Origin of the sequence: Bradyrhizobium jicamae, from assembly GCF_018130215.1 — a bacterium.
Lineage (GTDB): Bacteria > Pseudomonadota > Alphaproteobacteria > Rhizobiales > Xanthobacteraceae > Bradyrhizobium > Bradyrhizobium jicamae_A.
The window spans coordinates 22,593-45,460 of sequence record NZ_JAFCKQ010000057.1; the positions used below are offsets into that span (position 1 = coordinate 22,593).

The following is a 22,868-nucleotide window of genomic DNA, read 5'->3' on the forward strand; positions in this document are numbered from 1 at the left end:
GCACCGCCGTCGCGAGGTCGTCACGCCGACCGATAGATGTCGGGCCGAACAATCTCCATGAAGCGCTGCGGGCTTCCGATCGCGTCGAACCCGAACTGGCGATACAAGCCGTGAGCGTCCGAGGTCAGCAGCAGCAGACGCCTCAGTCCCTGCAGGTCTTCGTGATCGACGACGCATCGCATCAACGCCTTGGACAGACCCTTGCCGCGATGTGCCTCGAGGATGAACACGTCGGCGAGCAATGCAAATGTCGACTTGTCGGTGACAACCCGCGCAAAGCCAACCTGCGCGGCGCGATGGTACACGCCGAAGCAAAGCGAGTTCCGGATCGCTCGCTCCACGACCGATCGCGGAATTCCCGGCGACCAATAGCTCTCTTCGGCCAGAAACCTGTGAATGACCGCCACATCGAGGCGTTGCCTGTCGGTCGATATCTCGTATTCGGCCGGTATCTGCGGCGTCGACATTGGCTTGCTCCGATGAGGCCTCACCCGAAGCGGTGATCGTAGCGGCCGATCGACAATTCCTTGGTATCAACCTCGGGCTGCTTCCCCGATATCAGGTCCGCCAGCACCCGGCCCGAGCCGCACGACATGGTCCAGCCGAGCGTGCCGTGGCCGGTGTTGAGGTGCAGGTTCGAATACCGCGTCGCGCCGATCACCGGCGGGCCGTCGGGCGTCATCGGGCGCAGGCCGCACCAGAACGTGGCTCTCGAAAGGTCGCCGCCGCGCGGGAACAGGTCGGTCAGCGAGTGATCCAGCGTCGCGCGCCGCGCGGCGTAGAGCTTGGTCGAATAGCCGGAGATTTCGGCGGTGCCGCCGACGCGGATGCGATCGCCGAGCCGCGTGATCGCGACCTTGTAGCTTTCGTCCATCACGGTCGATTCCGGCGCGCCGGCCGCATCCTTGATCGGCACCGTGATCGAATAGCCCTTCACCGGATAGACCGGAAGCGAAATGCCGAGCGGCCGCACCAGGTGCGGCGAGTAGCTGCCGAGCGCCAGGACATAGGCATCGGCCTGCATCATCCCGGCGCTGGTGGCGACGCCGGTGATGCGGCTGGCATCCGCGTTCAGGCCATCGATGCCGGTGTTGAACAGGAAGCGCACGCCGATCTTTTCGGCTTCGAGCGCCAGCGCCTGCGTAAATATGTGGCAATCGCCGGTCTCGTCCTGCGGCAGCCGCAGCCCGCCGGCGAACTTCTCCTTGACCTGCGCAAGCGCGGGCTCGGCGGCGATGCAGCCATCGCGGTCGAGCACCTCGAACGGCACGCCATATTGCTTGAGCACGGCGATGTCGTCGCCGGTGCCGTCAAGCTGAGACTGGTAGCGGAACAGCTGCAAAGTGCCGCGCTCGCGCTCGTCGTATCGGATGCCGATCTCGCTACGCAATGCCTGGAGGCAATCGCGGCTGTATTCCGCGATCGGGATCATCCGGCTCTTGTTGACTGCGTAGCGCGCCGTCGTGCAGTTGCGCAGCATCTTGAGCAGCCACAGCCACATCACCGGATCGACCTTCGGGCGTATCACCAGCGGGCCGTGCTTCATCAACAGCCATTTGACTGCCTTGACCGGCACGCCCGGGCCGGCCCAGGGCGACGAGTAGCCGGGCGACACCTCGCCGGCATTGGCAAAGGAGGTTTCGAGCGCGGGCTTGGGTTGACGGTCGATCACCGTCACCTCGTGGCCGGCGCGCGCGAGGTAATAGGCGGAGGTGACGCCGATCACGCCACTGCCGAGAACAAGGACTTTCACGCTTCCTCACAACCTGCAGCGGCAACGCTGTCGCCGCTGCGAAACCAGTCTGCTTCGCAACGGCGACAGCACTTTGTAGGGCTAGCGAATACTAAGCTAGCAATTATCAGGCCACGCGCTTGATGGCGTCGCCCAGGATCGAGACCATGTCGTCGATATGCTTCTTCTCGACGATCAAAGGCGGCGACATCGCGAGCGAATCGCCACTCATGCGGAAGTACAGCCCGTTGTTGAAGCAATCGACCATGAGGTCGTAGCCGCGCGCACCGACGCCGTCCTTGCGGGGTGCGACTTCGACCGCGCCCATCAGGCCGACATTGCGAATGTCGACCACGTTGGGCAGGCCCTTCAGCGAATGCAGGGCGTCGCGGAAGTAATCGGCGAACTGCGCACCGCGGGTGAGCAGGCCCTCGTCCTTGTAGATGTCGAGCGTGGCGAGGCCGGCGGCGCAGGCCACCGGATGCGCCGAATAGGTGTAGCCGTGGAACAGCTCCATGGCGTTGTCGGGGCCAACCATCAGGCCGTCGTGGACCTGGCGGCTGGCGAACACCGCGCCGCAGGGCACGGTGCCGTTGGTGATGCCCTTGGCGGTCGTCATCATGTCGGGCGTGACGCCGAAGAAGTTGGCCGCGAACGGCGCGCCGAGGCGGCCGAAGCCGGTGATGACCTCGTCGAAGATGAGGAGGATGCCGTGCTTGGTGCAGAGCTCGCGCAGCCGCTGCAGGTAGTTCTTCGGCGGCGGCAGCACCGCCGTCGAACCGGGCACCGGCTCGACGATCACGGCGGCGATGGTGTCGGCGCCGTGCAGCGCCACCATCCGCTCGACATCGTCGGCGAGTTCGGCGCCATGGTCCGGCTGGTCCTTGGCGAAGGCGTTGCGCGCCATGTCGTGGGTGTGGCGGATGTGATCGACACCCGGCAGATGGGTCGCGAACTGGCGACGGTTGGCGACCATGCCGCCGACCGACATGCCGCCGAAGCCGACGCCGTGATAGCCGCGCTCGCGCCCGATCAGGCGGGTGCGGGTCGGCTGGCCGGCGGCGCGATGATAGGCGAGCGCGATCTTCAGCGCGGTGTCGACCGATTCAGAACCAGAATTGGTGAAGAAGATGCGGTCCAGCCCCTTGGGCGCGATCTCGGCGAGCCGCTCGGCGAAATCGAACGCCAGCGGATGGCCCATGTTGAAGGAGGGCGCGAAATCCAGCGTCGAGAGCTGCCGCTCCACCGCGGAGGCGATCTCCGGGCGACCATGGCCGGCATTGACGCACCAAAGGCCCGCGGAGCCGTCGATCACCTGGCGGCCGTCGACAGAGGTGTAGTACATGCCCTTGGCGGAAGAGAACAGCCGCGGCGTCTTCTTGAACTGCCGGTTCGCCGTGAAGGGCATCCAGAACGAATCGGTCTTGATGGTGTTCGGAATCTGATGAACGGTCACGGCGGCGCTCCATTGCTGCTGTCGCCTAGAGCCCTCTCGGTCCTGATGGCATCAGAACCAGGCGCTAGTCATGTTTGATGCGTCTCTGGTGCGTTTTCCTGCGGCGAACCGGGCTGCACGTCGCTCGAAGACGCTATGAAAACGCTATTGTCGCCGGATAGTCGGACCACGCTTCGCGTCACTCAACAAGTCCTTTTCTGCCGCAACGCAAGCCATTGATCTCATTGGTGCGGTCTGCCAAGATTTGTTCGATCCGCAACACCTGCAACAGGGATTGGACCATGAGCGTCGATATCGGAGGTCGGCTGCGATTCATCCGCGCGCGGCACAAGCTGTCGCAGCGCGAGCTCGCCAAGCGGTCCGGCGTGACCAATTCGACGATCTCGCTGATCGAATCCAACCAGATGAACCCGTCGGTCGGCGCGCTGAAGCGCATCCTGGACGGCATCCCGATGGGGCTTGCGGAGTTCTTCGCGATCGAGCCGGAGCGGCCGCGCAAAGCGTTCTACCGTGCCGATGAGCTGACCGAGATCGGCAAGAAGCCGATCTCCTACCGTCAGATCGGCGACAGCCTGTTCGGGCGCGCCTTGCAGATCCTGAAGGAACGTTACGAGCCCGGCAGCGACACCGGCCGGGTGCCTCTGGTGCACGAAGGCGAGGAAGGCGGCATCGTGGTGAGCGGCCGGCTCGAGGTCACTGTCGACGACGAGCGGCGCGTGCTCAACGCCGGCGACGCCTATTATTTCGAAAGCCGCCGGCCGCACCGCTTCCGCTGCATCGGTGCCAAGCCCTGCGAGGTGATAAGCGCCTGCACGCCGCCGACGTTTTGAGCCCGGCGTATCGCCAAGCTGCGTCGGCCACTGATCGCATCACAGATGGCGGGTCTGCCTGTCGCCCCAGGCGATGACGGCGGCGATGGTGGCGAACATCGCGGTGACGGCGATCACGACGAGGATGGTGTCGAGGGACATACGTCTTCTCCGTTGGCTGATGGAGAAGACCTAGCGCGCCGGCGCGCGGCTCGCCTTGTGCTGGATCAAAACGTGGCGCCGTGTGTCAGGCGACGCCGATCCGCTTCAGCCGCTCCTGGTCGAGCAAACGCACGCCGTCGGGAACGATCAGGAGGACCTTCTCGCGCGCGAGCCTGGTGACCGTACGGCTCACCGTCTCGATGGTCAGCCCGAGATAGTCGGCGATGTCCTGGCGGCTCATCGGCAACGGTACCGTGACGGACATCGACTTGATGCGCGCGTAGCGCGCCTGCATGTTGAGCAGGAACGCTGCGATCTTCTCCTCCGCGGTCCGCCGCCCGAGCAGCAGCATCTGGTCCTGCGCGAGGCTCAGCTCGTGGCCGGCGAACTCATGCAGGCGACGGAGCAGATGCGGCTTGCGATCGACGTAGGACAGGAACGCGGTCCGCAGGAAGCGGCAGACCGACACTGGTGTGACGGCCTCCGCACTCACGCCATAGCGATCCTGCAAGGCAAGGCCGAGAAAGTCGCCGGGCAAGGCAAAGCCCGTGATCTGCCGGCGTCCATCAGGCAGGGATTTGTACAGCCGCACGATGCCCTCGGTGACATTGAAGACGCTGCCTGCCAGGGCGCCCTGTTCGAAAAGGGTGCTGTGCGCCGGAATCTGCCGTGCATGACTGATCCGGTCGAGTTCGTCGAGCTCGCACGACTCCAGTGCTGCGCAGACGCTGAACAGCCTGACCTTGCAGTCCTCGCAGCCGTTTTCGGTGTGACCGTGCCTGCAATCACGCTGCACCGCACCGGGACAGTCGTCCTGCAGGGGTTCGGCAATGCGCATGGCTCGGGTCCGCCGTGGTTTCGCTGTCGATCGTATAATTCATCCCGATTTGATCTGGATCAACAATCGGCAGCATTGATCCAGATCATTGCCGCCCCCGCCGATCCCCAGCAATTTCGCCGGTCATCGGGGAATTCGGCGATGAACGAGCATTTCCAGGCACTTCCGATTGATCATCGGCACGCGATCGCCGCCTATCCGCTGGTATTCATGCACGACGCCAGTATTTCCACGGAGCAGTGGCTGCAGTTCGTGCATGAGCGCTGCCGGGACGGCTCGCCGCAGGCGGGGTTGATCGCGATCCGGGATTGCCGCGGCGTCATCCATGCCGTCTTCAGCTACCGGATCGATTGCGACCTGCGAGTTCGCAGGCGGCTCAATATCGGCGACCTGATCGTGGCCCATCTGCCGGGATCGCAGATCGACAACGCGGTCGCCACCGTCGTCGCCGACGTATCTGCGCAGTTCGGCTGCCAGACCGTCACGATCGAGCGGCCCTTCATGACGTTGCATCGGCCGCGGACCGGATGCCCGACAGCCGATGCGCTCAAACACGGCAGACGCCGCGTCAACTGACGCTTGGCAAGCGCCACACCTCGTCGGCGTGCGGCGCACTCCGCCTGACGGACACGAAAGGGATTGAACCCGGGCGGCGCGGCTCGCGACCTAAGCCGCGAGGGCGGCATGCCGCGGCCCAATGGTTCAAGTTCACGCCCATGCCTGCATTGTCACGTCTTGCGGCCTTCGCCGCTATCGGCTCCGTCCTCGCACCGGTCTCTTCGCAAGCAATGGACAATGACCTGCTCGCCTGGAGCAGCGCGCCGACCGCGATCAAGCTGTGCGGTGATGGCGACAACCTGATCAAGACCGCCGATTGCAAGAAGGCCGGCTACGACAAGATGGTGGCGCAGGTCGACAAGGCGTTCGGCGAGGCACTCGCCGGGGCGCCGGCCAATGTCAAACCGCTCCTGAAGCGCGATCAAGCCTGGTTCAATGAGATGATTCTTCAGGCGGCCAGTTCGCTCCCGGACCGCAGCGGTGACGAAGCGCGGCAGGGATTTGCCGAGACGCTGCGCGTGCGCGCCGCGGTGGTGGGTGAGATCGCGGCCAACTTCGGCCGTTCCGGACTGACCGGGGCATGGACCAACGCATTCGGGCGCATTGCCGTCACGCCGGCCGACGGCGGTGGCTATCGCGTCGCGGCCGACCTGGATTCCGATTATGGCAGCGACCTGCACCGAAGCTGCAAGTTCACCGCGGTAGTCAAGCCGGCTGCGGCGAACTGGATCGCCGGACCGGTGCTCGCCGACCCCGACAAATCAGCCGGTATGACGGCTAAGACCCAACCGCCAAAACCGCCGTCGCTCAAGATCCGCCGCCAGGGCGAAACGTTGCGTATCGTCGGCATCGAGGGCAGCGACGACTGGGACGGCCTGACCGATTGCGATTCGATGTGGCAGATCACCGGCAGTTATTTCGCCACCGGCGGGGACACGCCGTCCGCCAAGGCGAACTCGTCTTTCGTCACTCCGACCTTCGACTGCACGCGGCCGGAGACGGCGACCGACGAGGAAATCTGCGCCGATCCGGATCTCGCAGATAATGATCGGCGGCTCAATCGCGCCTGGACGGCCTTGCAGGCGCGGCTAGACGAGGCGACGCGGCACGCGCTGATCGACGACCAGCGCAATTGGGTGAAGAGCCAGGCCAGGCAATTTCCGGAATTCCTGCACCCGGCCTGGGAAAAGCTGAGCTCTGATGTCCACGCCACCGCGAACGCTCGCGATCGTGTCGACAGCCTGCAACGCGAGCGCATCGCGCTGCTCGAGGGCTTCGACGACAAGCGCAGTGGGATCGCCGGCGACTGGCTCGCCTACAACGCCGCCATCAGGATCACCGTTGATGGCAGCGGCACCGTGAAGGCCACGGGATGGAAGTGGGACCAGGGCGACTGGAAGGCCGGCTGCGATTACGACATGACCGGCAGGATTGCCGGTGGGGTGTTCCGCTCCGGCGAGCAGCGCAGGAACCCGGACACGCTCGAACGCGACCATGCGATGCTGATCGTCAACCGGCTCGACGACGTCTTCGCGACCAGGCGCTACAGCAGGAAGGACGGCACCGAGAACGACACTGCCGACGAGGCAAAATGCAAGCGCCGGCTCGATGTCTCCTCCACCGCCCGGCTGTTTCCGGTCCGCTCCTCGCCCGATGTCGACATCCTCAAGGTCTCGATCCGGTAACGGATTCGATCGAACCTGACGCCGTTCCGACAGACCAATCCAGGACTGCCTGAGGTCCCCGCCCCGCGGAGCGCATTCCCATGCCCGGCCGAAACGGCCTGCTGTCGCGCCTGATCGTCGCGGCATTTGTCCTGTGCCTCGGCACCGCCGCTCACGCCGAAAAGCGCGTCGCGCTGGTCATCGGCAATTCCGCGTATCAGGATGCGCCGAAACTGCCGAACCCGGCCGCTGACGCGAGACTGATGTCGGACACGCTGTCGACACTCGGCTTCTTCGTGGTCGGCGGCGGCGCGCTGGTCGATCTGACCAGGAGCCGCTTCGACGACGCCCTGCGGGCCTTTGGCCGCGAACTGGCCGGTGCCGACGTCGCGCTGTTCTATTATGCCGGGCACGGCGTCGAAACCCACGGCCTGAACTATCTCGTTCCGGTCGACGCACGTCCGGCCGATGAAGGCGACGTCTTCGAGCAGTTGATCGGCATGGCTGACGTGCTCGGGCAAATGGAGAAATCCGGCGCCAAGGTCAATCTGGTGTTGCTCGATGCGTGCCGCAACAATCCATTTCGCGGCCGCGGCGTCCGTTCGACGAGCGGAGGCCTGGCGCAGATGCAGGCGCCGCCCGGCACGCTGATCTCGTTCGCGACCCAGCCGCGCAGCGTCGCACTCGACGGCCACCACGGTCACAGCCCCTACACTCGCGCGCTTGCGGCCATCATCCGGCACCAGGGCTATGGCCTGTTCAGGACCTTCAACGAGGTCGGGCTCGCGGTGGAGAGGGAGACACACGGGCGGCAGTTGCCATGGCTCGCCTCATCTCCGATGGCAACGCGGTTCTACTTTGCCGGCCAGGGCGTGCCGACAATGCAGGCGGAACCTGCGCGCGATGTGGTGACGACACCTGCCTTGCCACGCAGCGTTCCGCGTTGACGCCTGCGATGGCGTCTCGGCTTGCGCTCGAAACCGGACAGGAGTGTGATCCGTATCGTCACGGCAGATATCCGAGACGGAGCCCCCAATGCGTGCAATCGCGCTCATCGCCACACTTCTGATCGCCCTCGCCTCGCCTGCCATGGCCGACGACGTCACCGCCGCGCAGGACGTGATCCGCGCGCAGGAGCAGGCTTTCGGACGCGACGATGCCGCGGCGGCCTATTCCTTTGCGGCGCCGGCGATCCGGCAGATCTTTCCGCAGGCTGACATCTTCATGACGATGGTGCAGAACAACTACGCACCGGTCTATCGCCACAGGAGCTTCGAATTCGGCGAGACGCGCAGCGAGGGCGGATGGATCGCCCAGCGCGTCCACATCATCGATGCCAATGGCGAGGCGTGGGAGGCGCTCTACACGCTGGAGCGGCAAGCCGACGGCAGCCTGAAGATCACCGGCTGCTCGCTGCTCAAGGCCGGCCAGTCGGTATGACCTGCTTCACATTCGGCGACGGCAGATTGCCGCAGCGGCGCAAACAATTCGTGATTCGCGTCCAGGTTGTCTAATGATTATCGTTAGACCGTTCCGGCAGTGAGCCGCAACGCGGCTGCAATGGATTCCGCCTCGAGGAGGTTGCAACGCCCGACAGCCCGATCACCCTGCAGATCCTGCTTCGCCGCGACTGGCAGACGCCGGACGGCGTCGCCAGGGCGCAGGAACTGCTCCGCGCCAACGGCCTGACGCCGACGGCTTCGGGCGCGGCGACGATCTCGGCCACGATCGCGGCGGACGCGTTCGAGGCGATGTTCGGGATGAAGGCGACACCGGTCGCGCCGCAGCCGCCAGGTCAAACCGACTTCGGCCGCGCCGGTGGATATGCATCGCCCGCACTGAAGGTCCCGGAGCCGCTTGAGGCATGTGTCGAGAGCATCTCGGCTGCGCCGCCCCATTCCTTCTATTGAGAGGAAATTTCGCACTGCTTTTTAAGGATCATTTATCGGTCGTGGAAAGGGATTTGACATGTATGCCTTCAAGCGTGCCCCCACGTCGCCGCGCGGCGATCGATCCGCGCCTCCCTCGGACGAACTGCGCCTTGCCGTGACCTTCAAGCGTCCCGGCGGCCATGACGGACCGACCAAATTCGCGCCGCCGCTGTCGCTGTCGACCGTCGGTGAATTCAAGCCCGATCCGATTGCCGTCGACGAGGCCCTGTATCATCTCGGCCGCCTCGGCTTCCGCCTGACCCGGCGCGGAAGTTACACCGCGTCGATGCGCTGCGACCGCGCGCTGTTCGAGCAGACCTTCAGCACCCAATTGTCGGCGGTGCGGCTCGACCCGACCATCGATTATGCTTTCCCCTCGCTCTATTTCCCCGCGCAGGGCGCGCCATGGTCGATGCCGCCGGAGCTTGGCCGCCTGATCGACGACGCCTATATCCAGTGGCCGCATATCTATATGGGTCGCAGGGCCAAAGCGCGCGGCGCGCGCCCGGCAAAGATGGCGGCAACGCCGCGCAGCACCGCGCGGCGCGCCGCGACGTTGGCCGGCACTGCTGCGTCGCGCCGACCGTCGCTGAAGCCGCCGGAAGTCAATTATTTTCATCTCTCGATACCCGACGGCGTCACACGGTTGTTGAACGTCGACAAGGTGCACAAGGCCGGCACCACCGGAAAGGGCGTCCGCGTCGTCATGGTGGATACCGGCTTCATGCACAGCCATCCTTATTTCGTCAGCAAGGGCTACACCACATCGGTCGATCTGGCGCCGCACGCCGCCAACGACGCCACCGACGTCAACGGCCACGGCACCGGCGAGTCCGCCAACCTGCTTGCGGTCGCACCAGGCATCACATTCGTCGGCATCAAGGTCGACAATGACGGCAATCCGAACGGGGGCGCATCCATGCTGGAGGGATTCCAGCAGGCGCTGCTGCACGATCCGCAGATCATCTCGCTCAGCATGGGATTTGATCTGCGCAATCCCGACGGCACGCAGATGAGCGAACTGCCGAACAACATGGCGGCGCTGGAGGCCGAGATCCAGGCCGCGATCGCGCGCGGCATCATCGTGGTGTTCTCGGCCGGCAACGGCCACTTCTCGTTCCCCGGCATGATGCCCAACGTGATCTCGGCCGGCGGCGTGTTCGTCGACGAGACCGGCGTCATGCAGGCGTCGGACTATGCGAGCGCGTTCCAGAGCAAGATCTATCCCGGACGTGCGGTGCCGGATTTCAGCGGGCTGGTCGGCATGCTGCCGATCGCCAGTTATATCGAGTTGCCGGTGCCGCCAGGTTCGGCGATCGACCGCGAGCAGGCTGCGCCCGACGAGGGGCCCGGTGACGGCACCGCGCCGGACGACGGATGGGCCGTGTTCAGCGGCACGTCCGCGGCGGCACCACAGCTCGCCGGGATATGCGCGCTGCTGCTGGAGAAGAACCCCGGGCTGTCGCCATCCGACGCCAAGGCAATCCTGCGCCGCACGGCGCGCAGCGTGATCAGGGGCGCGGCCAATCCGACCAGCAGCGACGACAATGTCGGCGAGCCCGCTTCGACCACCGACACCGGCGCGGCCGGCGCCGGGCTGATCGACGCGTTTGCGGCGTTCCAGCAGCTCTGAGACTGCCGCGCTACGCCAGCGCCAGCCGCTGCCGTGCGCGCATCAGGAGCAGCAATATGATGGTGACGTTGAGCAGGTTCCAGGCGAGCCCGTTGGCGAACGCGGCGGCATAGGAGCCGGTGGCGTCGAAGATCACGCCGGAGATCCAGCCGCCGAACGACATGCCGAACACCGAGGCGAAGATCACGATGCCGATGCGGGTCGCGGCTTCCTTGGCCGGCATCGCCTCGCGCACGATGATCGCATAGCTCGGGACGATACCGCCCTGAAACAGGCCGAACATCGCCGAGATCAGATAGAGCGAGGTCAGGCTGTCGAAGAACAGATAGAACAGCAGAGCGGTGCCCTGCGCGACCGAGCCGATCAGCAGCGTGCGGATACCGCCGATCTTGTCGGCGAGGAAACCCGAGCCGATCCTGCTGATGATGCCGAAACCGAGCATCAGCGACAGCATCTCGGCGCCGCGCGCCACGCCGTAGCCGAGATCGCCGCAATAGGCGACGATGTGAACCTGCGGCATCGACATCGCCACACAGCACGAGATCGAGGCCAGCGACAGGATCGCGGTCAGGGCATTGGTGGAGAGCTTGAGGTCCATTCTCGGCGGGGCTGCGTTGAGATGGCTGCGCGTGACGGCCGCGCCCATCAGCAGGCGCAACACCGCGAGCGCGAGCGCCATGGCGATCGCGGTGAAGATGCCGATCGCGATATGGGTCGCCCGCCAGCCGAAGCCCTCGATGGCAAAATTGACGGCCGGCGGCCACAGCGTGCCGCCGACATAGTTGCCGCTCGCGGCGATCGCCACCGCAAGCCCGCGATAGCGCTCGAACCAGTGCGAAGCCTCTGCCATCAGCGGACCAAAGGTAGCAGCCGACGACAGGCCGATCGCGAAATGCAGCAGGATGAAGGCCCAGATCGACGGCGCATAGCCGACGCCGATATAGCCGAGGCCGAGGATACCGATCCCGGCGCCGATCGCGGTGACGATGCCATAGCGGTCGCTGATCTTGCCGGTCACCACCTGGCCGAGGCCGAAGCCGAGCATCACCATGGTGAAGGCGAGCGACGCCGTTCCGCGCGTTGCGGCGAAATCGGACTGCACCACCGGCAGCGCCACCACGACGGACCACATGCCGACGCTGCCGAGCGAGCCGATGACTACGGCGACGGCAAGCCGCAGCCATGCCCGGCGCGAGTCGGGAATAAACCGGTCGGATTCGAAGGAGAATTGAGAAGGAATTTCCACCACGCGCGCAACTTCGTCGGCAATTGCCTGAAGGTCAAGCCACAATGCCGAGAGATTAGGCATGCAAGAGCGACGGGGCGCGCACCCCCGAGAGACATCAGCTGCGCGCCGGATCAATTGCCGAAATTCGGGTCCTGTGCCTGGAACGGGCCGCACTTGGCATGCTGGGCGAACCGGTGATCGAATTCGACCGTGCCCCCGCCGACCGGAATGCGTGTCGGCGGCAGGCCGCGCGTGTACTGGTTGACGGTGATGAACTTCTTGTCCGCGCTCATCGTCACGCGCACCGGCTCGAGCCCCTTGCCCTTGTTGATGCTGCTCAGATCCAGCGTGTAGTAGCCACCGACCGTTTGGCCGGCACTCATGCCGTGATCCGAGAACACGACCGGTTGCGGCAGATAGACCTCGATCGGGAGGCCCTCGGCGCTGCAAGTCATCATGCGGATCAGCCAGCCGCTGTCGTCCGGGAGCGATGCGGCCGAAGCCGGCACCGACAAGATCGCAGCCACCGCGGCAAGGCCGACGGCCGCTGCACGCATTCTCCGGTTCGGCATTGGATACTCCTGACACCATAGCAATGCTGGTTTGGTCGACAGCGGCGTCCGGAAGTTCAATCCCCGCATCGCGGCCCGCGGCCGGTCCGGGAATATCGTGCATCGGACCGCAATCATCGTGATGAGAAAGTTTGAAACAATGCGAGCCCGTTCACATTGCCGGCCCGCAAATGCGGACTATCATTTCGTCGGGATGGCGGCGTGTGGGCCGCGGTCACACGCCCGTCGACAAATTGAGCCCGCGAGATCGTCGGAGGGTCATCATGCATTCGTCGTCAGCGGAATGGCTACCCGTTTCCATCGCACCGTCAGACCGTGACCTCGAGGTCTGCGTCCTCGACTTTGATGGAATTGTCCATGCGCTTGTCTTCCCCTGTCACCGGCAGGGCGCCGAATGGGTCGACGATTCGAACCGGACGCACGCCGACATCCAGCCGACTCATTGGCGCAAATGGGACGGGTTCAACAGCTAGGCGTGCCGCGCACCCGCTTGCTCCTGGGTCGCCTTGCCGGCAGGGGCAGGGTGCGACCTTACCGACGCCCTTACTCGGCCTCCCCTAACGTGGCTTCGATGCCCGGCGTCGCGGCCAGCCTTGATTGGAGATCGGGAAGCAGATGGTGCGGGAGGTAATACGCGTTGGCGATGATCGTCGGAATCACCGCGCTTCCGATCACGGCCGCCACCAGCGCCGAATACTGCTCCTGGGTGATGATGCCATGCGACAGGCCATAGAGTGACGAAATGGTCCCGAACGTCAGCCCGGTCGACATCAGAAGCGTTGTGTACATGGCTTCCTTGCGCGGGGAGCCGAACAGCCTCGTGACCGGAAGCACGCCGGCGACCTTGGCAGCCATCTTGAGCAGCAGGAAGAAGGCAAATGATGCAGGCGCCGCGACCAGCGCCGGAAGCGAGACGAACGATCCCGCACGTATGAAGTAGAACGGCGTCAGCAGCCCGAAGGTCAGCGTGCGCAACCGCCTCACCAGCGCATGATCCTTGCCCACGGTGCCCGCCAGCACCATTCCGATCAAATAGGCGGGGAGCACCGCCTCGCTGTCGGCCCAGGTCGCAAGCGCCCCCATTCCAAGCAGGCAGAGCAGCAGAAACTTGGTCTCCAGCTCGGAAGGACGATTTCCATAACGGCGGAAGAACCGGGGCGTCAGCCAGGGCAGAATGATGAAGACCACCGCGCCTACCCCGAGAAAAACCAGGGTCTTGAAAGTGAAGGGGGCGAAGATCAAGCCGAGCGCGACCACCGTGCCGAGATCGGTGACAAAGCAGGCCGCAAGCACGGTCTTGCCGTAGTCCGTGACGTTGAAGCCAAATTCGATCATGACCGCATAAACGACGGCTACCGAGGTTGTCGACATCGCGACTCCGGCGAGCCAGCTCGGCATCACATCCCATCCGAGCAGGTAGTGCGCGCCGGCCGCGCAAACCAGGAAAGGAAGCAGGAAACTCGCGAGGCCAATCGTGGCCGCCTCCTTCCATTTCAGCTTGAACACCGCCGGATCGAGTTCGGCGCCGGCGAGAAACGTCAGGACGATCGCGCCAATGCCGGAGAGAAACCTGATCCACGACTCGTCGGTGCCGAGCATCGACGGACCGATCAGCGCGCCGATCAAGAGCTGCGCGATGGTGCCCACCACGATCTCCGAAAGCGCGGTCGAGATCCGCAGCCAGATCGACAACAGGCTGGCGGCGAGCGCCAGGCCGAGCCACAGCGCGGCGAGTCCCCAGACACCGGTCATGGCAGCCTCCAACCGACAATGGCTGAATACCTGACCATTCGGCCGACGGCCGAAGCACACTGGGCGGCATGAAGCGGGGCACAACAAGGGACAGCCGGCTGGAACATCATCAATCCTCCTGCTCGCGTTGCAGCGTGGCAGGAGTCATCAGCCGGTCCGGCGGTTTTGGGGGACTCCATCCCCGTTCCGCGATAGTAGGCGCGACCGGGGTGAATGCAAGAGGAGCCTGCACCTCCACGGCGCCTGCAGCGTCGCGGAACGCAACTGCCGATGCACCTTCAAATCTCGCAATTGCTTTTGAAACGGACTATGCTCGCGCCGTGGGTTTCGAGGAGAGCCGGAGGCTCGTCATGGAATCACACGTGATCCCCTTCGAAAATCGCTGGACCAACGGCAAGCATGCCTGGGAATGGCATTGTGAGCTCGAGCGGCTGGGCGTGTCGACGGTCAGAACGATGTATTGCGAGCACGAAACCCATCACGGCAAGGAACCTGCCGTGATCTTCGACATTCCGGCGGGCTTTGTTCGCGACTGGCTGGCCTTCCACGACCGACGCGCCGCACGTCAGCAGTTTCTGTGGCGTGCGAGCGTCATCGGGCTCGGCATCGTCGCCGCCTCGGGCACGGTGCTCGGCGCCCTGAAGTAGGACCGCCACGGCGGCCCGGAGCTTCGTTCCGATGGAATCGGAACGGAGCTGTCTTGACGCGTTTTCTTCACGCGGAAAGCGCTCTCACGCAGGCTGGTCCGAGCCCGTGACAGACGCGGAATGACCCGGTCCAGGCCCCCTTATTAACGCTTTGCTAACCATACACCGGGCAAAAATTGCCGAGTGAAGTCGAGTGTCGTCGATCGCGTATAACGGGCGGAGACCCCCGTGGACGCCAGTGCGGTGCCTCACTTTCGGAACGGCGGCCCTGCGGCCGTTGCGCAGACGTTTGGCGGCCGCGGCCGCCATTCGCGAGGGGACGCGGCTACCATGGTCGACATCACGGCGGGTCAGGGCACGGCGGGCAAAGGCGGACTGCCGAGCCTGAGCGAAATTGGCGACATCCTGAAGCGCGGCGATCTTATGCTCGCGGTCGGCGTCATGACCATCCTGGTGGTCCTGATCCTGCCGCTGCCCTCGATCGTGCTCGACCTGTTCCTGGCGGTCTCGATCACGATCTCGATCCTGATCCTGATGACCTCGCTGTTCATCCAGGCGCCGCTGGAGTTCTCGTCGTTCCCGACCATCCTGCTGATCTCGACCATGATGCGGCTGTCGCTGAACATGGCCTCGACCCGGCTGATCCTGAGCCACGGCCATGAGGGCACGGCGGCTGCCGGCCACGTCATCGAGGCGTTCGGCAACTTCGTGATGGGCGGCAATTTCGTGATCGGCATCATCGTGTTCGCGATCCTCGTGATCGTGAACTTCGTCGTCATCACCAAGGGTTCGGGCCGCATCGCCGAAGTCGCGGCACGCTTCCAGTTGGACTCGATGCCGGGCAAGCAGATGGCGATCGACGCCGACCTGAACGCCGGCCTGATCGACGAGAAGGCCGCAAAGGAGCGCCGCAAGGCGCTGGAGGACGAAAGCGGCTTCTTCGGTGCGATGGACGGTGCCTCGAAATTCGTCCGCGGCGATGCCATCGCAGGCCTTCTGATCGTCGCCATCAACATCGTCGGCGGCATCATCATCGGCGTCGCGCAGCAGGGGCTCGGGTTCGCCGAGGCCGCGCACTCCTACACCGTACTGACCGTCGGCGACGGCCTCGTCACCCAGGTGCCCGCCCTGATCGTCTCGACCGCGGCCGGCCTGCTGGTCTCCAAGGCAGGCATCACCGGCGCCGCCGACAAGGCCTTGATGCGGCAGTTCTCCGGCTACCCGCAGGCCCTCGGGATGTCGGCCGGCGTCATGCTGGTGCTTTCGCTGCTGCCGGGCATTCCGATGCTGCCGTTCATGCTGCTCGGCGCCGGCGCAGGTGCACTGGCCTGGGCCGCCCGCAAGCACAAGCGAGCGGCGAAGGCTGCCGAAGCCGCCGCGGCTGCGGCTCCGTCGGCCGCCGCAGCCGCAGCCGCAGCCGCGGAGGAGCCGATCTCCAGCGCGCTGAAGATCGACGACCTCAAGATCGAGCTCGGCTACGCGCTGCTGCCGCTGGTCAACGGCCCCGACGGCACCGATCGGCTCACCGAGCAGATCAAGGCGCTGCGCCGCTCGCTCGCGGTCGAGATGGGATTCGTGATGCCGGCGGTGCGCATCCTCGACAATGTGCAGCTCGAGGCCAACAGCTACGTCATCAAGATCAAGGAGGTCGACGCCGGCACCGGCAAGATCTGGCCGAGCCAGTTCATGGTCATGGACCCGGCCGGCAACCAGGTCCAGGTGCCCGGCATCCACACCATCGAGCCGACCTTCGGCCTGCCGGCGACATGGGTCGATGCCGGCCTGAAGGAAGAGGCGGCGCTGAAGGGCTACACCGTGGTCGACGCCGCTACCGTGCTGTCGACGCATCTGACCGAGCTGCTCAAGACCAACATGTCGGACCTGCTGTCCTACGGCGAGGTGCAGAAGTTGCTCAAGGACCTGCCGAAGGAGCAGGCCGAGCTGATCAAGGACATCGTGCCGAGCCAGGTCACGGTATCGGGCATCCAGCGTGTATTGCAGCTGTTGCTCGCCGAGCGCATCTCGATCCGCGACCTCTCGACCATCCTCGAAGGTATCGCCGACGCGCTGGCGTTCTCGCGCAACCCGGCGACGATGGTCGAGCACGTCCGCGCCAGGCTGGCGCGGCAGGTCTGCGCCCAGAACACGTCGCCGAACGGCTACCTGCCGCTGATCGCACTGTCGGCGCGCTGGGAGCAGGCCTTCGCCGAGTCGATCATCGGCCAGGGCGACGACCGCAGCCTCGCGATGCAGCCCTCCAAGCTGTCGGAGTTCATGACCGCCGTGCGCAACGCGTTCGAGCAGGCGGCGCGCGAAGGCGAGGCCCCGGTGCTGGTGACGTCGGCGGCTATCCGCCCCTTCGTCCGCTCGCTGGTCGAGCGATTCCGCTCGCAGACCACGGTGCTGTCGCAGGCCGAAATCCATCCCCGCGCCCGGCTGAAGACCGTCGGAAGCGTCTGACGAGGCACGCAAATCAGCTCCGTCGCAACCTTGCTTTTGCGTCACAGGCAACTGATTTGTGCGGGACAGGCCGAAGCGGACCTATTTGCAGCGCAGCAACGGCCCGGCAAACAAGGTTCTGATATTACAAGGTATTAATCTCGCTCCTGCGTTCCAAACGGCTTTTTGATCGCGGCGGATCACGTCTGATCACTGCCTTGTGATCGTCTCTTGGGAACGGAATCAACGAATCCCACGTTAGCGGGGCACGAGACATTGAACCCGGCGGCGGACCGGTTCGACGAATTGATTGAGAGCAGGAAGGCGGCAGGAGACTTCCATGAACCACTCGATCTACAGCGCAGACCGCACGACCCATTTGAAGATCGTGGTCGTTGCGTTGGTCGCGGGGATTCTGGTGGCTGGTTTCGGTATCACGGCCCACAACTCGTCGGACGAGGGTTACGCCCAGACGGCGCGGGTGATGAAGGCCGGAAAGGCGGTAACGATCACGAGTTCGGGCACGTCGCTCGTTCGGTAAAGGAGAATTTCACGGAATTCACGTGGCTCTTTACAGCCCCCCAAAGTCGCTACGTGGATATTAAGACCCCCAACTACCCCCAAGTTGACTGTTGAAAACGCCCGCTCCCCACGGGCGTTTTCTTTTTGTGCCCGAGGACGAACAGGGCTATTGCGGCGCCGAGCCGGGCACGGTCTCGATCAGCTTGCCGGTCAGGATCGGCGCCGAGGTCGGCTGCCCATTGGGTGAGCCACCGGCCTGCTCGACGGTCACGGCGTAGGTCGCGCCATTGATTACGTCGGGCGCATAGGACGACAGCACCGGGCGTGCCGTGAAGTCGCTCGTTCCGATCACGCCGAGCGAGCGCGGCTGCGGCAACTTGTCGGAGATCAGCCAGAGCTCGAAGCTCTTGCCGGGCTCGGCCGTGGCACCGACCCGGCGGACGGTGAAGTTCTTGGTGGCGCCGTCAATCGTCAGGATGAAGGCGGGGCCGCCGCCCTGCCCTTGCAGCAGCGCGACATATTGTGCCGACGGCGTCAGCGCCGGTGCCGGCACCTTCACTTCCACGGTCTGGATGCGCGGCTTCGGCCGGATCGCCTCCGGCAGCGCATCGGGCCGGAAGATCTGCAACCCGAACATCACGAGCAGCGCCGCGGCGATCGCGCTGGTGACGGAGGCGATGCTGCGCCAGCGCCTCACGCGGCTCGCAAGATCGATGACGTTGCTTTCACCGGCGACCGGGACGGCCGGCGCCTGCCTGATCTCGGCGAAGATCGGCCTGACCTCTGCCGGCTCGGCCTCCGGCGCAGGTGAGGTCGGCACAAGCGACGGCGGCACAGGCGACGGCGCCGCGGCCTCTTCGGGCCGTGCCGGCGCATCGTCGGACAGCGCGAGCGCGGTCTTGATGTTCTCCCAAACGATCGGGCGCGGCTCGACCGAGCCGACCATCTGGTTCAGCGAACCGAGCCTGAACTCCCAGGCCTGCACGATCGCGGCGAACTCCGGATCGACGGCCATCATGGCCTCGACCTGCATGCGCTCATCGGCTTCGAGTGTCCCGAGCGCATATTCCGCAGCGAGCACGATATGGTCTTCGCTATAGGCCATCACTCAGAGTCCAAGACACTCCCGGATATCCAACATGCTGCGGCGCAGCCAGGTCTTCACCGTATTCACCGGTGTCTCGAACTTCGCGGCGAGCTGCTCGCGGCTCCAGCCGTTGTAATAGGCCAGCAGCACGAGCTTCTGCCGATCCGGCTCCAGGCGGCCGATGCACTCCAGCAGACGCCGCAACTCTTCCGTCATTTCGCGGCGAGCCAGCGGATCGGGCGAGTCGGCCACGGCTTCCATGGCGGCCGGCTCGTCCTCCAGCGAGACCTCGCTGCGCTTGCGCACGACATCGATGGCGCGGTTGCGCGCAATCGACGCCATCCACGTGATCGGAGACGACACGGCCGGATTGAACTGACCGGCGCTATTCCAGATCTTGACGTAAGCCTCTTGAATGACCTCTTCCGCGAGGTCCTGACGCCGCAAGATACGGAGCACGACACCAAAGAGTTTCGCGCGGGTGGCGACATAGAGGCGCTCGAAGGCGGCCTGATCCCGCTTCGCGACGGCAGCGATCAGCTCGACCAGCTCAGCCGGCGTCAGCATTCAGCGCCCCCAAAGCCCGCTTCCCCCTTCACGTCGCCGCCAGTCGTTCGTGGTCACTTGTCTCGTTGTCACGCGTCTCCGGGACGGTGGTAGCATAGTTTCCGGCCACACGGTCCACCAGTGGGACAGTTGAGGACATTGTCAAACAAAAACCCGGGACGAGGGCCCGGGTTTCTTCGTCTTTCGACGTGGATGGAATGCGTCAGGCGATGACGCCGAGACGGGCGCGCATCAGGCCGATCGAGTCCATGTCGGCCTGCTCGCGCGCGCTCTCCTCGGCGCGCTCGCGCGCCTGGTCGCGCTCGTCGAGCAGCTCGACCTTTTTCAATTCCTCGAAGGCCTCGCCCAGCAGCGCCTTGGCATCCTCGAGCTGGGTGCGCAGTTCATCGGCCGAGCGGGTCAGGTTCTCGCGGCGCTGGATCGCAGCCTTGGCATAGGTCGGATAGGCGAAGTGGGAGGGATCGTTGATCCCGGCGCGCTCCTGCTCGACCTGGATCTCACGCTCGAGCTCCACCGACATGCGGTGGAAGTCGGCGATCATGCCTTCGATCTGGGTAACCCGGCGGCGCTTCTCGTCGACCTGAAATTTCTTCAGGCGGATCAGCGTTTCTCGTGACTTCATCGACTCATACTCCCCAGAAGTCCCAATTCTGAACGCGGGACAGAGCCGGCTTCCCGCTGGGCCCCGCCGGCATCGCTAATGTTGTGCCGCCGATGATGGCCTGACAAAGTTAGCGTTCCGTTTCCAAACCCGGCAGGATTTGAGCGAGTTGCCGATAGCCGTCGCCGAGGCTGGTGGCCTCGTCCTTGGCCTGGCGCAGGAACGCCTCCAGCGGCTCGTGGAGCCGGATTGCCTCGTCGACCTCGGCGCTGGAACCCGGCCGGTAGGCGCCGAGACGGATCAGTTCCTCCATGTCGGCATAGGTCGCCATCACCTGGCGCGCCTTGGTGATGTGGGGCAGGAACTGCTGGTCGGCCGACCGCGGCATGGTGCGCGAGACCGATTTGAGGATGTTGATCGCCGGGTAGCGGCCGCGCTCGGCGATCGCGCGCTGCATCACGATATGACCGTCGAGGATGCCGCGTACCGCGTCCGCGATCGGCTCGTTGTGATCGTCGCCGTCGACCAGCACCGTGAAGATCGCGGTGATGGTGCCGGCGCCGATGCCCGGCCCCGCCCGCTCCAGGAGCTTCGGCAATTCGGTGAACACGGTCGGAGTATAGCCCTTGGCGGTCGGCGGCTCGCCCGCGGACAGCCCGATCTCGCGCTGCGCCATCGCAAAGCGCGTCACCGAGTCCATCAGGCACAGCACGTCCTTGTCCTCATCGCGGAAATACTCGGCCACCGCGAGCGTGAGATAGGCCGCCTGCCGCCGCATCAAGGCCGGCTCGTCCGAGGTTGCGACCACCACGACCGAACGGGCGAGGCCCTCCTCGCCGAGGTCCTCCTGCAGGAATTCCTGTACCTCGCGGCCGCGTTCGCCGATCAGCCCGATCACCGAGATGTCGGCATCGACATTGCGCGCCAGCATCGACAGCAGCACCGACTTGCCGACGCCGGAGCCGGCGAAGATGCCGAGCCGCTGGCCGCGGCAGCAGGTCAGGAATGTATTGAGCCCACGCACGCCGAGATCGAGCGGGGCACCGACGCGCCTGCGCGAATGCGCCGGTGGCGGCGAATTGCGAAAGGGCATCGGCGAGGCGCCCTGCGTGAGCGGACCCTTGCCGTCGATCGGCTCGCCCATCGCGTTGATGACGCGACCGAGCCAGGCCGGCGACGGCCGCACCTGACTCGCCGCATTGGCGATCACGGCGCGGCAGCCGCGCCGGACTCCCTCGAGCCCGCCGAACGGCATCACCACCGCGTTGCTGCCCGAGAAGCCGATCACCTCGGCCGGGATGAAGCGGCCGCTGCCGACGTCGATCACGATGCGGGCACCGACCGACATCGCGTGGATGGGACCTGCAATCTCTACCATCAGCCCCCGGACGCCAACCACACGGCCATAAATATTGACGCCGTCGATGTCGCCGATTTGCTCCGCCAGCGCCTTCATTGCGAAAACCTTAAGTTTCCGCGTTTTTGGCTTTGCCGCTTAACTTCGTGTTTACCCGCATCGTTAATCATTGCGTCACTGTCTTTGGTGACTGAGGTCGCGCTTGCCCATCAGAAGAAGGGTGAGTCGCGAGAGTCGGTTAGACCCGTCTCTTAATGTGGAATCTGAACGAGAACGGATAGGAAAAGCTTCTTCTACGCAATATCTTAGGGCGATTCGACAAAAATTGCACGGTTAGAGCTTGCGAAGAGGAATCAGTTTTTGTTAACCATAGCTCGTCAGGATCCGAATCAGTTGTTCAAAGGCGTTCTGTAAGTGCCGCGAGTGCGGCCGACCTGACGCCCGGAGCGGCGACGATGGGGAACTGGCATGCGCGTTTTGCTGATTGAAGATGACAGCGCCGTCGCGCAGTCGATCGAGCTGATGCTCAAGTCCGAGAGTTTCAACGTCTATACGACGGACCTCGGAGAAGAAGGCGTCGATCTCGGCAAGCTTTACGACTACGACATCATCCTGCTGGACCTCAACCTGCCCGACATGTCCGGCTACGACGTGCTGAAGCAGCTTCGGGTCTCCAAGATCAAAACTCCCATTCTGATCCTCTCCGGCCTCGCCGGCATCGAGGACAAGGTCAAGGGTCTCGGCGTCGGTGCCGACGACTACATGACCAAACCCTTCCACAAGGACGAGTTGGTCGCCCGTATCCATGCGATCGTGCGCCGCTCCAAGGGGCACGCCCAGTCGGTGATCCAGACCGGAGACCTCGTGGTCAATCTCGACACCAAGACGGTCGAGGTGGGCGGCCAGCGCGTGCACTTGACCGGCAAGGAATACCAGATGCTGGAGCTGCTCTCGCTCCGCAAGGGCACCACGCTCACCAAGGAAATGTTCCTCAACCACCTCTACGGCGGCATGGACGAGCCGGAGTTGAAGATCATCGACGTCTTCATCTGCAAGCTGCGCAAGAAGCTCGCCAACGCCTCCGAAGGCCGCAACTTCATCGAGACCGTGTGGGGCCGCGGCTACGTGTTGCGCGAGCCGCACGAGGCCGACGAGCGCATCCCGGCCTGATCACGAGCTTCCTGTAGACCTCTCGCTTCGCGCCTCCTGACCTCAACCCCGCCGCAAATGGCGGGGTTTTTGTTTGGGGCATTGTGAACCATGTCACCCTTGGGTGCTCGATATTGATCGCACAATCCAGGCGGGAAATAATC

The 22,868-nt window shown here is 64.6% G+C and carries 22 protein-coding genes and 1 riboswitch; of the genes, 11 read left to right on the top strand and 11 right to left on the bottom strand.

What is annotated here, in order from left to right; translation table 11 throughout:
* Window positions 1-20 precede the first annotated feature (20 nt).
* The 3 genes from JQ586_RS35380 to JQ586_RS35390 form a co-directional block, all read right to left on the bottom strand.
* A complete protein-coding gene (locus tag JQ586_RS35380; RefSeq protein WP_212399269.1) occupies window positions 21-467 on the bottom strand; it encodes a GNAT family N-acetyltransferase in 447 nt (148 codons plus the stop codon).
* 20 nt (window positions 468-487) lie between these two features.
* Complete coding sequence (locus tag JQ586_RS35385) at window positions 488-1,753, bottom strand: D-amino acid dehydrogenase (protein ID WP_212399270.1); 1,266 nt, start codon at window positions 1,751-1,753, stop codon at window positions 488-490.
* Window positions 1,754-1,859: 106 nt separating this feature from the next.
* The gene (locus JQ586_RS35390; RefSeq protein ID WP_312017063.1) at window positions 1,860-3,188 is read right to left on the bottom strand and encodes an aspartate aminotransferase family protein; all 1,329 of its coding nucleotides are present in this window, start codon (window positions 3,186-3,188) and stop codon (window positions 1,860-1,862) included.
* A 281-nt stretch (window positions 3,189-3,469) separates the two neighbouring features.
* On the opposite strand from JQ586_RS35390, the gene JQ586_RS35395 reads away from it, so the two are divergent.
* Entirely contained in the window at window positions 3,470-4,018 is a 549-nt protein-coding gene (locus JQ586_RS35395) for a cupin domain-containing protein (protein WP_212399271.1), read from the top strand.
* Window positions 4,019-4,244: 226 nt separating this feature from the next.
* Here the strand turns inward: JQ586_RS35395 and JQ586_RS35400 are convergent, their stop codons facing one another.
* Complete coding sequence (locus tag JQ586_RS35400; protein WP_212399272.1) at window positions 4,245-4,997, bottom strand: Crp/Fnr family transcriptional regulator; 753 nt, start codon at window positions 4,995-4,997, stop codon at window positions 4,245-4,247.
* A 141-nt stretch (window positions 4,998-5,138) separates the two neighbouring features.
* Here JQ586_RS35400 and JQ586_RS35405 point away from each other — a divergent pair, with 141 nt between their 5' ends.
* The 5 genes from JQ586_RS35405 to JQ586_RS35425 all read left to right on the top strand — a co-directional run bounded on the left by JQ586_RS35405 (window position 5,139) and on the right by JQ586_RS35425 (window position 10,783).
* Entirely contained in the window at window positions 5,139-5,573 is a 435-nt protein-coding gene (locus tag JQ586_RS35405) for a hypothetical protein (RefSeq protein ID WP_212399273.1), read from the top strand.
* 140 nt (window positions 5,574-5,713) lie between these two features.
* Window positions 5,714-7,240 carry a lysozyme inhibitor LprI family protein gene (locus tag JQ586_RS35410; RefSeq protein ID WP_212399274.1) on the top strand — a complete coding sequence of 509 codons (1,527 nt, stop codon included), beginning with the start codon at window positions 5,714-5,716 and terminating at the stop codon, window positions 7,238-7,240.
* 80 nt (window positions 7,241-7,320) lie between these two features.
* Window positions 7,321-8,166, top strand: a complete 846-nt coding sequence (locus JQ586_RS35415) for a caspase family protein (protein ID WP_212399275.1) — start codon at window positions 7,321-7,323, stop codon at window positions 8,164-8,166.
* Window positions 8,167-8,254: 88 nt separating this feature from the next.
* Window positions 8,255-8,659 carry a DUF4864 domain-containing protein gene (locus JQ586_RS35420; RefSeq protein ID WP_212399276.1) on the top strand — a complete coding sequence of 135 codons (405 nt, stop codon included), beginning with the start codon at window positions 8,255-8,257 and terminating at the stop codon, window positions 8,657-8,659.
* Window positions 8,660-9,187: 528 nt separating this feature from the next.
* Window positions 9,188-10,783, top strand: coding sequence for a S8 family serine peptidase (locus JQ586_RS35425; protein ID WP_212399277.1), 1,596 nt, complete (start codon window positions 9,188-9,190; stop codon window positions 10,781-10,783).
* A gap of 10 nt (window positions 10,784-10,793) precedes the next feature.
* On the opposite strand, the gene JQ586_RS35430 is transcribed toward JQ586_RS35425, so the two are convergent.
* Together JQ586_RS35430 and JQ586_RS35435 are read right to left on the bottom strand one after the other, a co-directional pair.
* Window positions 10,794-12,029: an MFS transporter gene (locus tag JQ586_RS35430; protein ID WP_212399299.1), complete on the bottom strand. Its 1,236-nt coding sequence runs from the start codon at window positions 12,027-12,029 to the stop codon at window positions 10,794-10,796.
* A gap of 113 nt (window positions 12,030-12,142) precedes the next feature.
* Window positions 12,143-12,583: a hypothetical protein gene (locus tag JQ586_RS35435; RefSeq protein WP_212399278.1), complete on the bottom strand. Its 441-nt coding sequence runs from the start codon at window positions 12,581-12,583 to the stop codon at window positions 12,143-12,145.
* 263 nt (window positions 12,584-12,846) lie between these two features.
* Here JQ586_RS35435 and JQ586_RS35440 point away from each other — a divergent pair, with 263 nt between their 5' ends.
* Entirely contained in the window at window positions 12,847-13,056 is a 210-nt protein-coding gene (locus JQ586_RS35440) for a hypothetical protein (protein ID WP_212399279.1), read from the top strand.
* Between the two features lie 70 nt (window positions 13,057-13,126).
* Here the strand turns inward: JQ586_RS35440 and JQ586_RS35445 are convergent, their stop codons facing one another.
* Window positions 13,127-14,335, bottom strand: a complete 1,209-nt coding sequence (locus JQ586_RS35445; protein ID WP_212399280.1) for a cation:proton antiporter — start codon at window positions 14,333-14,335, stop codon at window positions 13,127-13,129.
* A 131-nt stretch (window positions 14,336-14,466) separates the two neighbouring features.
* Window positions 14,467-14,527, bottom strand: a riboswitch (Fluoride riboswitch).
* Between the two features lie 158 nt (window positions 14,528-14,685).
* Between JQ586_RS35445 and JQ586_RS35450 the strand changes: the two genes are divergently transcribed.
* The 3 genes from JQ586_RS35450 to JQ586_RS35460 all read left to right on the top strand — a co-directional run bounded on the left by JQ586_RS35450 (window position 14,686) and on the right by JQ586_RS35460 (window position 17,962).
* On the top strand, window positions 14,686-14,982 hold the full coding sequence (locus JQ586_RS35450; protein WP_212399281.1) for a hypothetical protein: 297 nt from the start codon (window positions 14,686-14,688) through the stop codon (window positions 14,980-14,982).
* A gap of 330 nt (window positions 14,983-15,312) precedes the next feature.
* The gene (flhA, locus tag JQ586_RS35455) at window positions 15,313-17,442 is read left to right on the top strand and encodes a flagellar biosynthesis protein FlhA (protein WP_212399282.1); all 2,130 of its coding nucleotides are present in this window, start codon (window positions 15,313-15,315) and stop codon (window positions 17,440-17,442) included.
* A 319-nt stretch (window positions 17,443-17,761) separates the two neighbouring features.
* Window positions 17,762-17,962, top strand: coding sequence for a hypothetical protein (locus JQ586_RS35460; protein WP_212399283.1), 201 nt, complete (start codon window positions 17,762-17,764; stop codon window positions 17,960-17,962).
* Between the two features lie 147 nt (window positions 17,963-18,109).
* Here JQ586_RS35460 and JQ586_RS35465 read toward each other — a convergent pair whose 3' ends face one another.
* The 4 genes from JQ586_RS35465 to fliI all read right to left on the bottom strand — a co-directional run bounded on the left by JQ586_RS35465 (window position 18,110) and on the right by fliI (window position 21,654).
* Entirely contained in the window at window positions 18,110-19,048 is a 939-nt protein-coding gene (locus JQ586_RS35465) for an anti-sigma factor domain-containing protein (RefSeq protein WP_212399284.1), read from the bottom strand.
* Between the two features lie 3 nt (window positions 19,049-19,051).
* On the bottom strand, window positions 19,052-19,597 hold the full coding sequence (locus JQ586_RS35470) for a sigma-70 family RNA polymerase sigma factor (protein WP_212399285.1): 546 nt from the start codon (window positions 19,595-19,597) through the stop codon (window positions 19,052-19,054).
* 202 nt (window positions 19,598-19,799) lie between these two features.
* Window positions 19,800-20,219 carry a flagellar export protein FliJ gene (fliJ, locus tag JQ586_RS35475; RefSeq protein ID WP_212399286.1) on the bottom strand — a complete coding sequence of 140 codons (420 nt, stop codon included), beginning with the start codon at window positions 20,217-20,219 and terminating at the stop codon, window positions 19,800-19,802.
* Between the two features lie 109 nt (window positions 20,220-20,328).
* On the bottom strand, window positions 20,329-21,654 hold the full coding sequence (fliI, locus tag JQ586_RS35480) for a flagellar protein export ATPase FliI (protein WP_212399287.1): 1,326 nt from the start codon (window positions 21,652-21,654) through the stop codon (window positions 20,329-20,331).
* 369 nt (window positions 21,655-22,023) lie between these two features.
* Between fliI and ctrA the strand changes: the two genes are divergently transcribed.
* The gene (gene ctrA / locus JQ586_RS35485; RefSeq protein ID WP_016848562.1) at window positions 22,024-22,725 is read left to right on the top strand and encodes a response regulator transcription factor CtrA; all 702 of its coding nucleotides are present in this window, start codon (window positions 22,024-22,026) and stop codon (window positions 22,723-22,725) included.
* The last annotated feature ends 143 nt before the right edge of the window (window positions 22,726-22,868 follow it).